Origin of the sequence: Desulfonatronovibrio magnus, from assembly GCF_000934755.1 — a bacterium.
In the GTDB taxonomy this organism is placed as follows: Bacteria; Desulfobacterota; Desulfovibrionia; order Desulfovibrionales; family Desulfonatronovibrionaceae; genus Desulfonatronovibrio; species Desulfonatronovibrio magnus.
This window is the reverse complement of record NZ_KN882180.1, coordinates 14,590-31,531: the sequence shown is the minus strand read 5'-3', so window position 1 is coordinate 31,531 and position 16,942 is coordinate 14,590. Positions and strand designations below refer to the sequence as shown.

Genomic DNA, 16,942 nt, shown 5'->3' with positions numbered 1-16,942 from the left:
GGAAAAATAAACAACAGGCTGTTTCGAACCCAGAGCCAGTCCCTGCGTCTCCTGCATATGGCTCAACGATTACATAGTGCTCAGAAACGCATAATCTTGCCCAGGTGACCAGCTTTTATGTTTGCGAATGAATTTTAATTCTGCATCAACTCGCTGATTAAAGCAAGACTAATGCGGGTTGTACCCGCAACCCAAAAAAGATATTTTCACCGCCCGTTCGAAGATTTACCCAGTTGAATACGGCATTGCCGTAGACCGAAGGTCTATTCAACCCCAGTAAAACACCCCAGGGGGGACCCCGGTTTTACGTGGCAGGCCGGGCGAGCTCAAGACGTCCAGTTAAACCCTGCTGCGCAGGAACGCTTTCAGCGTTGTTTAACCGGGCAGGCAAAGGGCACAAAGGAAGAAAGAAGTTTTTTCATTTGCCGGGGCACCCAGTTAAACCCGTCTGCGACGGAGACTACGTCTGTTTAACAAGGCAGGCAGCAAATGAAAAGGCAGCTTTTTTAAAAACCGATGCTCGGTTTTTAAAAAAAATCTTCCTTATTTTCTTGTATCTGTTTAGCGCTTTGCATGTGGCATGGGGACTGGCTCTTCCAGCCCTTGTTTTATTAAATCTGTGTTTTACATCAACAAAAAACAAGGGTTGGGGTGCCTGTCCCCTGCTTTCCTTCTTAAAACTTAACACTTAACACTTCTAAGTAACTAAAGCCAAATTAGTAATAAATTCAAAGTATTATGGTTTTACCATACAGATTGCTTAGGTAGCTTAGGCTCCCTCGTGAGTGACAGGTTTTGAGTAACCACATCCCTGACAACTCAGGTGTCATTGCGAGCGATTCTTTTTACCTCGTTGAATACACGCAGTGTAGGCGCAGCCATTCAACTGGGGCGAGCGCGGCAATCTCTAACGTGCTAAGGCTGTTTTTTTAGTTACTCACAGGTTCGGTCCCGATCCGCCCGGGTGAGGAGCTTACAAGTAACTACAATGTTTTTGCCAATAAAATCAGATGTTTACAGTTTTCATATTTTGACGATTTTTTCTCATGATTGATGCACATTTGCCAGAAAAGTTCCGTCAAAGATGAGAGCTTTACGCCTGGTACAGCTTCCTGCCCGGAGGCTTACAGCCCGGAGGGGGACTGTCCCTCGCTGTGTAGATTTTTTCATCAAAGCAAATTTCTTCCAGGAACCAATGCAGAATCAATCTTTTTTATAGTACCTCGCGGGGACTGTCCCAATTTCCAGAAAAGTGACAGAGTCTTAAAGTTACTCGCAGGTTTGGTCCCGGGCCGCCCGGGGGAGGAGCTTCTAAGTAACTACATTTTTATGTCAATCATTTCAAGCTGTTATGGTTTTCAGTTTTTTACGATTTTTCTTTAAGATTCACTTACAATTACCAGAAAAGTCCCGTCAAAGATGGGAGCTTTGCGCTTGGCACAGGGACTGTCCCTCGCTATGTAAATTTTTTCATTAAAACCGATTTTTGCCAAAAACCAATTCAGTATCAAACTTTTTAACGTTTCCTTGCGGGGACTGTCCCAATGTCCATAGAGGAGACTCATTTTCAGTTACTCGCAGGTTCGGTCCCGGGCCAGCCGGATGAGGAGCTTGCAAGTAACTGGAATCGTAATGACTATCAAATCAAACACTTACAAATTTCAGTATACTTGCTCTTGTTCCCAGGCTCCAGCCTGGGAACACCTATTTTTTTGTGGCTCCAGCCACATTTTGAAGAAGCGGCTGGAGCCGCAAGAACTAAAGGTGGAGGCGGCTTCCAGCCGCCTGGAATTAAATAGCCTGCAGGATGCAGGCTCCACTTTAAAGACGTTACTCGCATGTTCGGTCCCGGGCCGCCCGGGTGAGGAGCTTAACACTTAAATCTTAAAACTTAAAACTCAATTCATATCACTAATCCATGCTCAGCAGGATTGAAATATTTTACAATTGATGATAATATGCCATCTTAATAAGGAGAAAATAATGGCCCATGCTGCTTCAGTGATTGATTTATATGAAAGCCTGGTTAGCGCGGAAGACGAAAAATCCAGAGCAAAAATAATAGCCGGAGCTTTTGAGCGGCTGGAAGAACGTTATCCAGAACTAAAAGATCTGGCTACTGCTGGTGGTGTTCGTGAAAGTGAACTGCGCCTGCAGAAAGAAATTGAGTTGGTGAAGTTACGAGTAGAAGAAGTACGTTTTGAGTTAGGTAGAGAAATTGAGAAAGCAAGAGCTGATCTGAGCAAAGATATTGAACAGGTTAGAGCCGACTTAAGCAAAGAAATAGCACAAGTTAAATCCGACCTGACCAAAGATATTGAACAGGTTAGAGCCGACTTAAGCAAAGAAATAGCGCAAGTTAAATCCGACCTGACCAAAGATATTGAACAGGTTAGAGCCGACTTAAGTAAAGAAATAGCACAAGTTAAAGCTGACTTGCAGATTGAGATAGAACAGTTGCGTACTGAAGTAAAAACAGACTTTGCCAGCGGCAATCAGAAAGTTATACGCTGGATGACTGGTCTGATACTTACTCAACTCATAACAATAGTCACGGTAATTATGGCTACTGCCATGTTATAATTACGTTAATCTTGGTCAATTATAATGAGGGACTGGTCATTTAGATCAAACCTCCCCCAACCCCTCCTTGAAGAGGAGGGGAGTAGTCCGTGCTGTGCTCCAAATACCTCAGGATGGCGCAACATAAACTTTCAGACAATTTTATGACTGGTAAATAAATATAGCAGCCCAGTTGATCGCCACATCCGGGCAGACTACAGCCATGCCGATAAGCAACTGCCTTTATAAGTGGAGCCTGCATCCTGCAGGCTATTAGAGCAAAGGCAATTAGAAGCTCTTCACCCGGGCGGACCGGGACCGAACCTGTGAGTAACTGTCTTTATAACTGGATCCTGCATCCTGCAGGCTATTTAATTCCAGGCGGCTGGAAGCCGCCTCCACCTTGAAGAACAGTCCCATATCTGGAAATTGGGACAGTCCCCGCGAGGTACTATAAAAAAGATTGATGCTGCATTGGTTCCTGTAAGAAATTTGCTTTGATGAAAAAATATACACAGCGAGGGACAGTCCCCCTCCGGGCTGTAAGCCTCCGGGCAGGAAGCTGTGCCAGGCGCAAAGTTCCCATCTTTGAAGGAACTTTTCAGGAAATTGAGAATCAATCATATGTAAAAATTATAAAAATTGTGAAAATTATAACCGTCTGATTTTATTACAAAAACGATTATAGTTACTTGTAAGAAGAAGTGGAGCCTGCATCCTGCAGGCTATTAGAGCAAAGGCGGTTAGAAACCACCTCCACGCTTAAGGTCAGTCCCTATAACTGACGAACTATGACCTCAGATCTCTGACCACTGACCTCTGATCTCTGACCTCCGATATCTGACATCTGACCTCTGACCCTTGACAACCTTTAACTCTCAAGCCACAAACCAACATGCACAACCAAACAACCACCACCATCACCCCGACCTGTACCCCGGATAACACCAGGTGCTGGCGGACGCATCTATTTCCTCTGCTTCTTCTGTTTATTTTCCTGTCCATAATCTATGCCAACAGCTTTAATGGCGCATGGGTATTTGATGATGAGCCCAATATTGTCCAGAATCCATACGTACACATGGAGCAGCTGAACTGGGAGGGCATTGCCAGGACATTTGAAAGCATCAGGGGTAAGAGCTTTGACCGGCCCTTCGCCTACCTGACATTCGGGCTGAACTATTTTTTTCATGGCTTAGATACCTGGGGCTATCACCTGGTTAATTTTATAGTGCACTGTTTGTCAGCACTCTTCCTGTATCTGTTTATTTTCCATACCCTGCACCTGCCCAGACTGCGGGAGAAATACATGGACCGGGCCGGTTCCATTGCCCTGCTGGCTGCTGCCCTGTGGGCCACCAGCCCCATCATGGTTACTTCAGTAACCTTTATAGTGCAGCGCATGGCTTCCATGGCCGGTATGTTTTTCATCATGGCCATGTTTTTTTATCTCATGGGGCGTATAGCTCCAGGCATATTTCGCACTGAACACGATTATAGGGCGTGAGCTGGAACAGTGACATATAGACTGCATTCGTTTTGACTCCGGGGCCGTACTGAGCTGGCCTGGAGACGCCCTCAGGAAAAGGAGCAACAAAATGCTGTCCCTTTTCATTGTTAAATATCTGGGCCTGGTACTCTGTAACAATCATTGATATGTCTATGTCAAAGACCTGTCTACGTTCGTAACCACCAGCTCGGTATTGCCCTTGTGGCAAAGTGTTTATATCAACGGGGATCTGATGAATGATGTCTGGCTTATCTACAGGCTTAAGATTGATCCCTTTGCGGCCTTTTTGTCCGCCAGGTTTTTTATCGCCCTGTGACTTGGACTTCTTTTTCCGGTTTGGGTCAGCAGAAGGAGGAATACTGCTGTTTGTGGAATCGAGTCCAAGTTTTTGAGCAAGCAGATTAATGACCATTACCATCAACTCAAGACTTGTCTTGAGAGCTGGAGACAAATCCTCTTCTTCGGCAATCTGCTTTTCGACCTGCGCTAAAAGGTCTTGGATATTTTTAGTGTTTATGGTCATGCTTAAAAGCCTGTGCTCCGTGTGATGAAAACACTATATCACAGGTTTTAAAAACGGAATTTTTGTCTCCAGCTTTGCTTGTACGGGCCGCAAATAATTTTCCCACAAGGCTTCTTGTCGTCCGCTGCAAGCATGCCTCTAAAGGCTTATTATGAGGCCACATAGCCATGCTGTAGCCTTACAGAAAAGATAGCTGATTTTTGAAAATTTTGACTAAAACCCTGTCAAGCTTTTTTTTAAAAAAATGTGGTGAATAGTTACGTAGGATTAACCATAAAAATTTAATTTCCAGGGCCCGGACAGAGGGTCAGGGAGTGTTCGGTATATTACCATAATGTTTGTACGTGATCATAATTCAGAATTTTCTGGTCACATGTTACAAGAGGAACTCCGTAGCGCCGGGAAACAGCAACAATAATCCGGTCTGCTGGATCTTTGTGAAAAATGTCGGGCAGGCGTGTGCTCTCAATGGCATCTAAAGGATACAGGGGTTCAATAGTCAAACCGGGATATGAGCTGGCTGAAAAATACCATGTTTCAATATCCAGAGGTAAAACAAGCTTTTTTATCTGCACTTTGACGGCAATTTCCCAGATTGAAATTGCTGAAACTCTGATCCCTCCAAGCTTTTCTTCCTCTTTGATTCGCTGGTAGGCAGCATTAGACAGCAGGTTCGGGGTGTGCAGCCACCAGAGCCAGACATGTGTATCAAGGATGATCATAGCTTCATGGCGTCCCACATATCCGGCATTGGTTCGTCAAAATCTCCCTCAACCTGAAACTCAAGACCGCGCAAAGGGTATTTGTTTTGTGTACTTTTGTCAGGCTCATAGGCTATAAGCCTGGCAATCGGCCTGCCGTGTCTGGTGATGAGCACTTCATTTCGGGAGGCGGCAATTTCAGAGATCAGGTGGGGAAGATTTTTGCGGGCATCAGATATATTTATGGCGTGCATTTTGTACTCCTTATTCTGCCTGTGGTAATTTATATCATAGTTATAAGCGTTTAATTCTCAAATTGAAATGATTTGTACAAAAGTATTGTACATTATTCATGGCTTGTCAATCTAACCGCCTGCTTCAGGCCGGGCGTGAGATATTTTTTCTTGCCCCCTTTGAAGATTCCGATAGAGGCGCAGTGTTCACAGAGAATAAAATTATAGAACTGGCATTTATGTCGTATGATTATCATCGACATGGGGTTATTTTGTCCACTAATTATCCACTTTTCAATCTCATCTCCCATAGGGCATCAAAGCCAAGAAAAATTAATGAAGCTTTTTACCACTCTCTTTCACCGGCATAATTGGAATAATTGTAAATGTGCACTCACGGTTTCAGGAGCATGGGCAGATCCAAGGCTTCATGAGTGTTGGTTATTTGATTTAAGAGTTGTCGAAATTCAACTGGTCGATGTGGATCAATAATCCATTAGAGGGGTTTATAACCGGGGCGCTTCATGATGAAAAAATGATGCAATGGAGAGATGGTTATCTTGAAATTTCAAGGGAAGGTGCAAAGATTACCGTCTTGCAGCAAAAATCTTCAAGTGAAATGTTCCAATCGAAAGTTCAAAATATCCGAAACTATCGGATATTTTGAACAATACCCGTCAAGTCACGAGCTTGTTCAGCAATTGGAAGTTAAAGAAAAGTAAATGTCTGTGAAAAGTATTAATAGGGTATAAGGTGATGCCAAGTTGTTTCTGAAAATACAGCCTCATTTCTTTAGAAATTTAGTAAATTATGAAGAAGAAGTACATCTATTTTGACTTGCCTGGATTCTAAGAGGCCTAAAGATAATTGTTCTCATAGCTTGTGCATGAGAACAATTATCTTTAGCCAACAAAACAACAGATAGTCAAAATTTTAACCGGCTAACAATGATTGCAATCTTGCTATTCATTATGGGCTAGGGGTTGGTGAAAAGATTGTACATTCATAATCACCATCCCAATCAGAACGACTAATTTCTACGCTACCATTTCCAGTGTCAGTACATGCAGTAAAAGTGGAGAATGCCCAATCTCCGCTAATTGAAGTTGCAATTCCCTCAGCACATGCTGTACCAGCAGCAGTAGATGTGTCTTCACCACCAATTAATGCCTCTGCAAAACCAAGGCTAACTGAAGAATTAACAGCTGCACATGCACCATCAGCAGCTGCCACTCTTGCACTTTCCTGAAGGTCAACATAACGGGGTATTGCAACAACAGCCAAAATCCCCAAGATAACAATAACCGCAATTAATTCAATCAAAGTAAAACCGCCTTGTCCGCCTTGAATCCTTCTTTCCATGTTCTACCTCCACTTCACCCGCAGGTGATTGTTAAGATTGTTAGCCCAAGCGAAAATGAGTCGCAACTATTTATGCTTGAGACCGATATAAATTGTTTCTTAATCATTTAATGTTATTTATTATCTTATTGTCAAGCGTTATTTTCATTTTCTTTTTTAAAATTGTAACTATTCAATACGATCGAATAAGAAGACATGGACCCCGGATCAAGTCCGGGGTGACGGTTAAAGCAGATAGTTGCCTTTTTCCGTCATTCCGGCGAAAGCCGGAATCCAGGGTGTTTTAATAGCCTAATACCATATGTGGTGAACAGTTACCAAAATTTTTAAACCCTCATAGTACTGATCTGTCCCACAGGGGCAGGCAGTGAAAAACAAAAAGCAAATCATGTGCCAGGCAAAAATGTTATGCTTGATAACTTCTCTTGCAGATATGTACTTTTTATACTGTCACCGCCATTACGGGCATATCAGCTAAGGCGAGCTTTGCCTGCAACCCAATTTAACAAATGATCGTTAAGTTGGGGCGATAACCATAATTTTCAGGCTGAAGGCTGAAGAAGGAAAGCAGGGGACAGGCACTATCCGGCACCCACTTGAATGTTTTTTGTGCCTTTTGAGCCTGTTTTCATCTTCAAGTGGGTGCCGGAGTGCCTGTCCACATGCCACATGCAAATTACTTAACTATTACGTTCACTCTTCCTCAAAATAGACCTTCATTTCCCGGGTCAATTTTTTCACTCTGTTCTCCAGCCCATGTTCTTGACAGGCTTTGATCAAGGCCTCCCAGTTCTCGGGGTTGTATTTCTGCAGTTTGAGCACTTTTTCCAGGGCGTCAATGCTTTGACTTTTTCTGCCGACAGCATCATAGGCCTTGGATAGGGTTTTCCAGGCCTGATCATAATCAGGTTTCATATCAACAGCTTTTTCAAGATAAACAATGGCTGGTTTCATCCACTGGCCTGTTGAAAGAAAAAAACTGCCCATTTCATACCATGCTTCAGCAAAACCCGGATCAATGGCCACAGCATTATTGAAGGCCTTTACAGCCTTGAGTCTAAGCAGGAGGTCATCCCCGGTCATTTCAAATCCATGCCAGACATTGAGCTCCTTATGAAAAAAGCCGTGTGTCTGTCCCGCACCGACTAAGGCAGCCTGCTCATGGAAATTTTCACTGCTCAGATAAGCCCTGCCTTGGCCGTACCATGATTTTGACAGAGAGGGGTTGATGCTGGTGGCTGTTTCATAAGAAGAAATGGCCTGCTTAAAATCTCCCATAGCCATTTGAGCATTTCCAAGGTTTTCCCAGGTATCAGCCCGGCCGCTGTCAATATCTACTGCTTTCTGATATGCCCGGGCCGCACCGCCTGAATCCTGAACATTGTCATAAGCATTTCCCAGCTCATGCCAGGCCTTTGGATTTTGCGGCTGGATGCGGGTTATGTCCTGCAGGCCCTGTATGCCTGATCCAGGCTGAATATTTTCTGCCTGGTTCCAGACATCAATGGCCTTATGAGATTGGCCTGTACGAGTATATTCATCAGCCAGTCTGGCTCGAGCCTGCATATTTTCCGGGTCCAAACTCACAACCTGACTCAGGGCCTGAACCGCCTGTTCTGACTTATCCTGCATTAACAAGGCATCTGCTTTTCCAGACCAGGCCTGAACACTCTCAGGGTTAATGCCGGCAGCCTGTTCATAGGCTTGTTCCGCCTGGTGGGCCTGGTCTGTCTGCATGTAAACCTGGCCGAGCCTGTTCCAGAGCTGAGCATCTTCGGGTTTTTCCTGGACGGCATTATGACAGGATTCTTTTGCCCGTTTCCAATCCTCAGTTAGAAAATCCTGGTTACACCGGGCTGCATAATCAATATCAGTTTGAAGAACCTCATCATTTTCTGAAGAATGTTCACCAGGTCGCTCTGAAATTGTTCCCATGTCTGTTTTTTCAGTAAGATCCTGATCCTGTGCTGATTTTTTTGAGGATGCAGTTGTTGCTTCCTGCGAAGCATGATCATTAATGTCATCTGCCTGTTCTGTTTTTTGAACCTGCTCATCCAGTCCATTATCTTCAGTGGAAAATATTGAAGGATTTAAAAACCACCAGACAGCCCCAAGGCTTAGAAAAAGCAAAATCAGAACTCCATACCTCAGGGAATTTCCAGGCTTTTCTGAGGCTTTATTCTGAGTGAATCTAACAGGTTTTGAAAGCTGCTCATCCTGCATAGATGATTCATCCGGATCAGTATAATCTGCTATAGTCCACTTGAGCTTTTTTTGGGAAACTGCATTAACAGCAGCAGATGCATTTGCTGCAGCAACACTATCCAAGTATTCAAAACCCTGTTTCTTAGTCTTGACTTGTAACCATTTATGCCCGGAAATACCTGGAATCAGAAAAAATACCATGAAAAAAACTGCTGCTGCACCATAAAACACAAAACTGTCTGCAAGCTTGTCAGAAAATTCCCCATATAAAAATACTGTCAGAAAAATCCAGTATGCCCAGGCAAGAACATGAAACCAGAGTTTCTTAAAGGCCATCCAGAGGATGGACAAAAGAAAAGCGGGCCAGCAAAAACCATCTTTGACTGCAACCAGGCCTTGGGATGGGTGATGATAAACTTTGTATTTTCGCATGCTAACAACTCATGTTATGGACATTAATTTCCAGTTAAACAAATCAGAACCAGTCCTGTTAATGCAGCAAAAAGACCTGCCACCCTTGGAAAGGATATAATAAACTGTCTGATAAACTTTTTGATTTTTACAAAAAATTCATAAGCTCTTTCTCTGGTCACGGGCTGATTGGCCCAGGATTCAATGGGTTTGAGGGCACTTGGCCTGATAAATACAGTCAGTCCAAAAATTGAGATCAAAAGACCGCAAAGAAGAAACAAAATAGTTCCAGCATCTCTGATTATGGCTTCAATATTTTGACTTCCTGGCTGAGCCAGATTCATAGCCATTATTGCAGAAACATATAAAAGGGCCAAACCACCAGCTACAGTGAGCAGCCCGCTCAGCCTGTGATGGCGGTAATAGTAACGCTCAATGCGATAGTATGCGTTTAACCCGGGAAGCATATTCCAGACAGACAATAAAAACCTCCCGGCAAGGACCGGGTGGAGTACTGTCAAAATTCCGGTGCTTAACAACAGCAGTCCGATTATAAAAGATATAGTTGGCATACAATTAGCTCATAGCTGGTAGCTGGTAGTTCAACAGGTCTTTCGATCAAGGCCATATATATTTTAATTTATGGGCTTTATTTCCTGCATCCAGGAACGAAAAACCTGGAACTTTGAACTCTTAAATTTTAAAGATTTTCCTGCAAAAAGTCGGACAAATAACTATTCAGCAAAAACATCTCCATAACTCTTTGTTTTTACTGTCTCCTGACCCCTGAGTTCTGACTCCTGTGGATGCAAAAATATTTTTGCAGCCACATCTTTAAACCATCTGCACCAAATCCCACATGGGCATAAAAATAGCCAAAGCAAAAAAGCCCACCACCCCGGCCAGAGCCACCATGAGTACTGGCCCTATGGTCTCAGACATGCGGCTGACCACATAAGCCACTTCGTCATCATAATGGCTGGAAACTTCCTGAAGCATCTCATCAAGATTACCTGACTCTTCACCAATGGCTACCATATTCACAACCATAGGCGTAAAATACCTGGCCTGGCGTAACGGACCGGAAATTCCCTTACCTTCTCTTAACTTCTCCTGCAATTTGTCAAACTCTAAGGATATGGCCACATTGCCAATGGTGCCTGAAAGAATACCCAGCGTATTTATCACAGACACTCCACTGGCCTGCAAAATAGCAAAAATACTTGAAAATCTGGCCATGGCCCCTTTCACAAAAACCGGCCCGAGAATAGGCAGTCTTAAAAGAAATCTATCCTTTTGAAGCTGACCATGATCGGTTTTTAGATATAATATAAGAGCTGTAAGAACAGCACCAAAAACCGCAAAGGAAATATGCCAGTTGACAATAATCCATGCATGAAGAGTTACAGCGATCTGGGTAGGCAATGGCAGATCAATGTCAGCCCCCTCAAAAATTTGAATAAATTGCGGAATGACAAAGCCCAGCAAAAAGAAAAACGCACCGGTCAGGGCAAACACAACAATAATGGGATATCTCAAGGCCGCCTTGATGTCAGACTTTACCTTATGCTCATGCTGTAAAAGATATACCAGGCGATCCAGAACCTCGGGCAGACGACCGCTGTTTTCTCCGGCCTGGATCATACTGCTGTAAAGATTGGAAAAAATCTTGGGATGTTTTTTAAAAGCATCTGAAAGACTGAAACCAGAATCAATGTCCTTGCCTATTTGTTTGGCCGCATTTTTCAACTTTAAGTTGTCTGTCTGCTCCTGCATGACTGTCCACAAATTGCGCATGGAAAGCCCTGCTCTGAACAGAGTGCGAAACTGCTTTGTAAAAATAATCAGTTCAGGAACTTTTACCTTGGCCAGAGCCAGATTGATTCTGTCAGTAAGAGTATCACCTTTATTTTTTTGCGCACTTTTTACATTGGTGGGAATCAGCCCCCTCGCCGCAACCCTTTCCATGGCTTCATCCGGAGACGCGGCCTCTACTGTTCCTGTAACCTTGGTGCCTATATGATCTATTGCTGTATAATTAAAATTCATTCCTCATACTCTTCCTAAGCCATAACTACGGTCAACGCCTCTTCCACCGTAGTAATTCCCTGACAGACCTTATCGGCAGCATCTTCGCGCAGAGTGGACAATTTGCCTCTTTTGATACATGAACGGGTTATTTCACCGGCAGAAGCCCTTTTCATAATCATATCCTGAATTTCATCATCGATTACCAGAATTTCAAAGACCCCTGTCCTGCCTTTGTAGCCTGTATCTGAACAAGTATGACACCCTTTGCCTTTCATGAACTTGCAGTCTGCTCCTGAATCAATGCCAAGGGCCCGCAAACCTGCCGCTGGGGGATCAAAAGGTTCTGCACAGTTGGAACAAACCTTGCGCACCAGCCTCTGGGCAAATGATGACAAAAGTACTGATGCCACAAGAAAGGGTTCCACCCCCATATCAACAAGCCTTGTTATGGCTCCTGCAGCGTCATTGGTATGGACAGTAGACAATACCCTGTGGCCTGTCATGGCAGACTGAACAGAAATGTTTGCAGTTTCAGAGTCACGAATCTCACCTACCATGATAACATCCGGGTCCTGACGTAAAACAGATCTCAGCCCGGAAGCAAAGGTCATTCCAGCTCTGCGGTTCAGCTGCACCTGCCTGATGCCGGTCACTCTGTATTCAACAGGATCTTCCAGAGTAATAATATTGGCGTCCGGCCGGTTCACCTTTTTAAGAATGGCATACAGGCTGGTACTTTTACCACTTCCTGTGGGTCCTGTAGACAAAATCATACCATAAGGCTTATAAATAATTGAATCAATCTTTTTGAGATCCATCTTATTCATGCCCAGCTGGTCCAGGGTATATAATCCTGCGCTCATATCCAGAATACGCATGACAACATTTTCACCATAAATGGTGGGAAGACATGAAACCCTTACATTAATTTCCTTGCCCTCCATATTGACAGTAAACCTGCCATCCTGAGGCACCCTGGTCACGGATATATCCATTCTGCCCAGAATCTTTATCCTGGAAACAATGGATGGCATAAGCTTCTTGGAGGGAGCGGGTACGTCCTTAAGTCTGCCGTCAACCCTGAATCGAATCTGTACCCGGTCCTTTTCCGGGCTGATATGAATATCACTGGCTTTCTCTGAAACTGCCTGGGCAACTATGGAATTAACAAGCCTGATAACCGGGGCCTGATCAGCCTGGCTTTCCAGGGTCCCAACATCCAGATCCTGGCCATCAGCAAAATCAGGATCATCTCCTGTGGTAATATTCTCCACACTTTCCAGAATATCATCCAGCCCCCTGTACATACCGTAAACAGAAGAAAAAAGCTGGGTAAACTCGGCTTCAGTGCAGACCACTGGCTCAACTTCTCGATCTGTGTATATTTCCAAGGCATCCAAGGCGTCAATATCCAGAGGATCCGTCATGACCACAATAAGCACCCTGCCGCGCAAATAAAGAGGAACAGCACCATTTTTCCTGGCGACATCAGCAGGTAAAACATCAGCCATTCCCATATCTAAAGGATGCTTTTCCGGTTCGTAACGAGGAATTCTAAGCTGCTTACTTAAAGTGTTGACAATATCTTCTTCTTTACAATAGTCATTTCGAATAAGATACTGCCCCAACCTGAGGGGAGAGCCCTTCTTGTTTTCCAGAGCAGACTGTAACTGCTCCTCAGTCAACAACCCCTCATTAACAAGCATTTCACCAAGACGGATCTTCTTACGCATATAACTTCACTCTTAATTCGGCATTCATCATTGTCTCCCATCTCCTTTCTTCATTCATGATCATAATGCATCATGACTCATTCCTAATTCAGAATCACTCCCTCCTCAATCTCCAATAAATCAGAACTTCCAGCAAGATGAGAGGGCATGCTTTCAAGCTCGTTAAGAGCATCTTCCCGGGTGGCAAAGCTTCTGGGCCAGGCTACGGAAAAAAACAATTCAGATTCAGAATCAAGATAAGAAACAAGCCTGAGCCTTCGACTGTCTGTCTGGATTAATTCCATGTAGGCATCATGCAGATCTGCAAAAGTTCCGGTTACAATCCAGAATCGTTCATCTGCATTTCTCTCCCGAGTGTTGGTGACAGGCATAAAAACACGCAAACCTTCATACAGAGTATTCAGATCATCAATATGAGGATTATAGGCTGCAATTTTTTCAGTTCTGGAAATTGTAGCGTTTCCATAAACTCTTTGTTGAATATTCCAAAGGTTCTCATTTCTTCTGACCCTGATTTTGCCCAACTCATCCGGTATTATAATTTTGCGGACATGATCATTCAATACATCAGACTCCAATGTAGCAGTATTTGCAACTGCATCCAGTACACCTTCTACATCTGCATCTGCATGATTTTGCGAAGTAAAGTCATAATCTGAATCTGAGTAATATTCATCACTATCTAAAGCAGGCGCTTCTAAATCAGAACTATCTGCAGCAGGATTTTCTGTATCAGAATCAGAAGCATTGTCTGAACCAACATGAGAAACCTCACTTTCAGAATCAATCAACCCTTCATGAGGATTTCCCTCCTGTTCCTGTTTTTCTACTAAGGTATCCTCAATAATCACAACTCTGCCTGCTTCCACTTCAGAAACAGGGTCCAGGCGCATTCGAACATAATATGGACCATCAGTCCCTGATGATTCAACTCCTGGCAGGAGTAAGGAAGCTACACCTGTTCTGATTTCAGATGAATAAAAATACCCGATTGTTACCATGATAATCAGCGTAAGCGCGCTTATTACATATTTGGCACGCCTGCGGAAAAAGGAAGGCCTGGGGGCACCGGGCAGATTTTGCACAGCCCTTTTGACCATGGAGGAAGTAACCCGGTACCTGTTGAGCACAATGATCAGCAACATGACCAGATGGCACAAGTTCATTATCCGCCTGGGATGTCCGCGGGTTAATGTGTGCAGTGTTTTGACTGCCCCCCTGGTAAAGCGAATCCTGGGTCTTGGGGATGATTTATAGTTAGAAGCCTTTTCAATACGAAAGTTGATAAGCTTTTCTGTTTCATCCACAGTCAAAGGCCTGATGCGACAAAAACAGCTGACTCGATCATTGAAGTTCGGGTGGGACTTGAGAACTTTTATAAATTCATTTTGAGCAAATATTACGATCTGCAAAAGCTTGTGATCATTGGTCTCATAATTCAGAAGCTCACGCAAAACTTCAAGACAGGAGGGTGAAATTTTCTGTCCCTCATCAATAATCAGAACAATATTTCTGCCTTTTTGTACGACTCTGTCAAACAGATGGTTTTTGATCAGTTCCTTATAGCCTGCTTCAGAGGTTGGCGGGCGCTCTTTGGGGTTTGGTCTCCTGAGCAGCCGGTTAAGATGGCCGAGCATCTCTAAAGAACCCATGAATGTCGGATCCAGAATAAGATGGGTATCTATTTCCGGGTCATCTTTAAGGTCCCGTATGAGCCTGCGGCACAAAGTGGTTTTTCCAGCCCCCACCTGTCCCACAACAACACATAAACCACGCTTGAGTCTGATGGAAATTTCCAGCTTCTGCAAACAGTCTACATGACTTGCCGAACCATAAAAAAACTCTGGATCAGGTGAGTTGGAAAAAGGTTCCGTGTAGAAGTCAAGAAGTCTAAAGTAGTCCATAATTTATGCTGGATGTTATATTATCAGCGAAACTCTCTGCTGTGCGGTGGTCTGTAAGGGAGAATATGAGGCGTAATAAAAATCAGAACTTCCTCCATAATTCGTCCTCTGGAATCTCTTCTGAAAAAAGCGCCCAGACCTGGGATATCTTTCAATCCGGGCACACCATCCTGAGCAGTGAAATTTCTTTCTCTGGTCAATCCCGAAATAACAATGGTTTCTCCGTCAGCGACTACAAGGTTTGTCTCGGTCTGTTTCTTAATAATGAACGGATTGCCTTGAACTGTCCTTGAAAGATCCACTTCATCTTTATGAACCTTGACTGCTAGCCGGAGCTGTTCTGCATCGATAATGTTGGGAGTAATTTCCAGTCTAAGTACAGCATCCTCAAACCTGACTTCAGGATCGCCATCTCCATCCCTTGATACATAAGGCACCCTTTCGCCGTTTTCAGTAAATGCCATCTGATTATCAAGAGTGGTTATGGAAGGCGATGAAAGAATATTCAGCCTCCCGTCAGACTGCAGGGCGGAAAGCTGCATTTCTAAAATATTACCGTCGAGGATGCCGTACATCAAGTTGAGCCTGGCGCCACCTTCTTCAAATGCTCCTGGAAAATCAACTATCGGACCAACAGGACTGATTCCACCCCATGGTGCCCGATCTGCCCTGATATCTCCAGGTACTTCAGCACCTTGTCCCGGAGAAATATACAATCTGTTATCTCCATCTAATAATCTGGATCTGTAGCGCCCCCCCCATTGCACACCCAGTTCTCTTGCAACATCCTGAGTGGTTTCAACAATATGGGCTTTAAGCAGGACTTGTGGCCTTGGCTGGTCCAAACTTTGCAAAAGACGGAGTATTCGTCGAGTATCATCTTCTATGGCCTGGATGATAAGAGCATTGTTATGTCCATCAACAGAAATTGAACCCCTTGGAGTGCCATGCTCATCCCTGGTGAGTAGTCTCTCAAGGTTATTCCTAATGGAATCTGCGCTACTGGACTGAACAGTTCTTGTTGCTTGTGCCCTTCTATTATCTGTTGTTATTCTGTCATCAGTAGAAGTTCTACCTGAGTCAGTCAAATTAAGATAGCGAACTCTGACTACTGATGTCTTAAGCGGTTCAAGCCTTTTCTGTTTGGCCAGAGCAGTCATCCTATTGTTTCTTACATTTTCAATCTCGATATCACGCTGCATATCCTCAACACTCATAACCCTTAGGATGTCGCCTTCCCATACAAAATCAAGCCCGTGAGTGCGCACTATACTCATAAAAGCCTGATCCCAGGGCATGTTGTCAATATTGATGCTCAAAGTACCATGTACTCTGCTGCTCATTATGATATTCATTTCTGCGGCCCTTGCCAGGGCCCGCATGATTGCTCTAATGTCTACATCACGGAATTTGAGGGTAACCCTGTTGGTGGGCAATGATCGCACAGGCTGTATATCTTCGTCTTCATATTCGTCTTCAAGTGTTAAAAATATATCAGTTACTTCAACTTCATGTTCCTTGGGAGGTGGTGAGTATCCCTGAGACTGTTCCGCCATCAGTCTCCACTTTTCAAAAAAATCAGGGCCGGAATCCTTTTGCTTGTGTGCGCATCCGCTCATAAGCAACATGACCACAAAAAAACAAATGGTTACGGTCCATACCTGAAACTTATTCCTGCTGATAGTAGTATTATTTTCCAAAAGCCTTTTCCTGTATGATCTTAGAGGATGACTGCAGGCGCTCCTCAGTATGTTTTTTGTAAGCAGG

Annotated in this window: 13 protein-coding genes; 3 read left to right on the top strand and 10 right to left on the bottom strand. The window is 43.9% G+C overall.

The window, feature by feature from the left end; genetic code table 11:
- Positions 1 to 1,544 precede the first annotated feature (1,544 nt).
- The 3 genes from LZ23_RS18440 (at position 1,545) to LZ23_RS24290 (ending at position 4,069) form a co-directional block, all read left to right on the top strand.
- The gene (locus LZ23_RS18440; RefSeq protein ID WP_045216603.1) at positions 1,545 to 1,799 is read left to right on the top strand and encodes a hypothetical protein; all 255 of its coding nucleotides are present in this window, start codon (positions 1,545 to 1,547) and stop codon (positions 1,797 to 1,799) included.
- Between the two features lie 184 nt (positions 1,800 to 1,983).
- Positions 1,984 to 2,583: a hypothetical protein gene (locus LZ23_RS18435; RefSeq protein WP_052507513.1), complete on the top strand. Its 600-nt coding sequence runs from the start codon at positions 1,984 to 1,986 to the stop codon at positions 2,581 to 2,583.
- Between the two features lie 874 nt (positions 2,584 to 3,457).
- On the top strand, positions 3,458 to 4,069 hold the full coding sequence (locus LZ23_RS24290) for a hypothetical protein (protein ID WP_157493326.1): 612 nt from the start codon (positions 3,458 to 3,460) through the stop codon (positions 4,067 to 4,069).
- Here the strand turns inward: LZ23_RS24290 and LZ23_RS18415 are convergent.
- The 10 genes from LZ23_RS18415 to pilQ all read right to left on the bottom strand — a co-directional run bounded on the left by LZ23_RS18415 (position 4,014) and on the right by pilQ (position 16,875).
- Entirely contained in the window at positions 4,014 to 4,595 is a 582-nt protein-coding gene (locus tag LZ23_RS18415) for a DUF6444 domain-containing protein (RefSeq protein WP_052507512.1), read from the bottom strand. The two genes, LZ23_RS24290 and LZ23_RS18415, sit on opposite strands and share 56 nt — an antisense overlap.
- 326 nt (positions 4,596 to 4,921) lie before the next feature.
- On the bottom strand, positions 4,922 to 5,317 hold the full coding sequence (locus LZ23_RS18405) for a type II toxin-antitoxin system VapC family toxin (protein WP_045216593.1): 396 nt from the start codon (positions 5,315 to 5,317) through the stop codon (positions 4,922 to 4,924).
- A complete protein-coding gene (locus LZ23_RS18400; protein ID WP_045216591.1) occupies positions 5,314 to 5,550 on the bottom strand; it encodes a type II toxin-antitoxin system Phd/YefM family antitoxin in 237 nt (78 codons plus the stop codon). Before LZ23_RS18400 ends, LZ23_RS18405 begins: the two co-directional genes overlap by 4 nt.
- 948 nt (positions 5,551 to 6,498) lie before the next feature.
- Positions 6,499 to 6,891, bottom strand: a complete 393-nt coding sequence (locus LZ23_RS25400) for a type IV pilin protein (protein WP_052507511.1) — start codon at positions 6,889 to 6,891, stop codon at positions 6,499 to 6,501.
- A 693-nt stretch (positions 6,892 to 7,584) separates the two neighbouring features.
- Positions 7,585 to 9,528, bottom strand: coding sequence for a tetratricopeptide repeat protein (locus LZ23_RS18380; protein ID WP_045216586.1), 1,944 nt, complete (start codon positions 9,526 to 9,528; stop codon positions 7,585 to 7,587).
- Between the two features lie 23 nt (positions 9,529 to 9,551).
- Positions 9,552 to 10,079 (bottom strand): hypothetical protein, encoded by a 528-nt coding sequence (locus LZ23_RS18375; RefSeq protein ID WP_045216584.1) that lies wholly within the window; start codon positions 10,077 to 10,079, stop codon positions 9,552 to 9,554.
- A gap of 262 nt (positions 10,080 to 10,341) precedes the next feature.
- On the bottom strand, positions 10,342 to 11,556 hold the full coding sequence (locus LZ23_RS18370) for a type II secretion system F family protein (protein WP_045216583.1): 1,215 nt from the start codon (positions 11,554 to 11,556) through the stop codon (positions 10,342 to 10,344).
- Between the two features lie 14 nt (positions 11,557 to 11,570).
- The gene (locus tag LZ23_RS18365) at positions 11,571 to 13,271 is read right to left on the bottom strand and encodes a GspE/PulE family protein (protein ID WP_045216581.1); all 1,701 of its coding nucleotides are present in this window, start codon (positions 13,269 to 13,271) and stop codon (positions 11,571 to 11,573) included.
- Between the two features lie 83 nt (positions 13,272 to 13,354).
- Positions 13,355 to 15,175 carry an AAA family ATPase gene (locus tag LZ23_RS22940; protein WP_052507510.1) on the bottom strand — a complete coding sequence of 607 codons (1,821 nt, stop codon included), beginning with the start codon at positions 15,173 to 15,175 and terminating at the stop codon, positions 13,355 to 13,357.
- 23 nt (positions 15,176 to 15,198) lie between these two features.
- Positions 15,199 to 16,875, bottom strand: a complete 1,677-nt coding sequence (pilQ, locus tag LZ23_RS18355) for a type IV pilus secretin PilQ (RefSeq protein WP_052507509.1) — start codon at positions 16,873 to 16,875, stop codon at positions 15,199 to 15,201.
- Between the last annotated feature and the right edge of the window lie 67 nt (positions 16,876 to 16,942).

Bases quoted from the DNA above. Each gene is read 5' to 3' on its own strand.
- LZ23_RS18440 (WP_045216603.1), top strand. From the start codon at position 1,545: ATGTCCATAGAGGAGACTCATTTTCAGTTACTCGCAGGTTCGGTCCCG.
- LZ23_RS18435 (WP_052507513.1), top strand. From the start codon at position 1,984: ATGGCCCATGCTGCTTCAGTGATTGATTTATATGAAAGCCTGGTTAGC.
- LZ23_RS24290 (WP_157493326.1), top strand. From the start codon at position 3,458: ATGCACAACCAAACAACCACCACCATCACCCCGACCTGTACCCCGGAT.
- LZ23_RS18415 (WP_052507512.1), bottom strand. From the start codon at position 4,595: ATGACCATAAACACTAAAAATATCCAAGACCTTTTAGCGCAGGTCGAA.
- LZ23_RS18405 (WP_045216593.1), bottom strand. From the start codon at position 5,317: ATGATCATCCTTGATACACATGTCTGGCTCTGGTGGCTGCACACCCCG.
- LZ23_RS18400 (WP_045216591.1), bottom strand. From the start codon at position 5,550: ATGCACGCCATAAATATATCTGATGCCCGCAAAAATCTTCCCCACCTG.
- LZ23_RS25400 (WP_052507511.1), bottom strand. From the start codon at position 6,891: ATGGAAAGAAGGATTCAAGGCGGACAAGGCGGTTTTACTTTGATTGAA.
- LZ23_RS18380 (WP_045216586.1), bottom strand. From the start codon at position 9,528: ATGCGAAAATACAAAGTTTATCATCACCCATCCCAAGGCCTGGTTGCA.
- LZ23_RS18375 (WP_045216584.1), bottom strand. From the start codon at position 10,079: ATGCCAACTATATCTTTTATAATCGGACTGCTGTTGTTAAGCACCGGA.
- LZ23_RS18370 (WP_045216583.1), bottom strand. From the start codon at position 11,556: ATGAATTTTAATTATACAGCAATAGATCATATAGGCACCAAGGTTACA.
- LZ23_RS18365 (WP_045216581.1), bottom strand. From the start codon at position 13,271: ATGCGTAAGAAGATCCGTCTTGGTGAAATGCTTGTTAATGAGGGGTTG.
- LZ23_RS22940 (WP_052507510.1), bottom strand. From the start codon at position 15,175: ATGGACTACTTTAGACTTCTTGACTTCTACACGGAACCTTTTTCCAAC.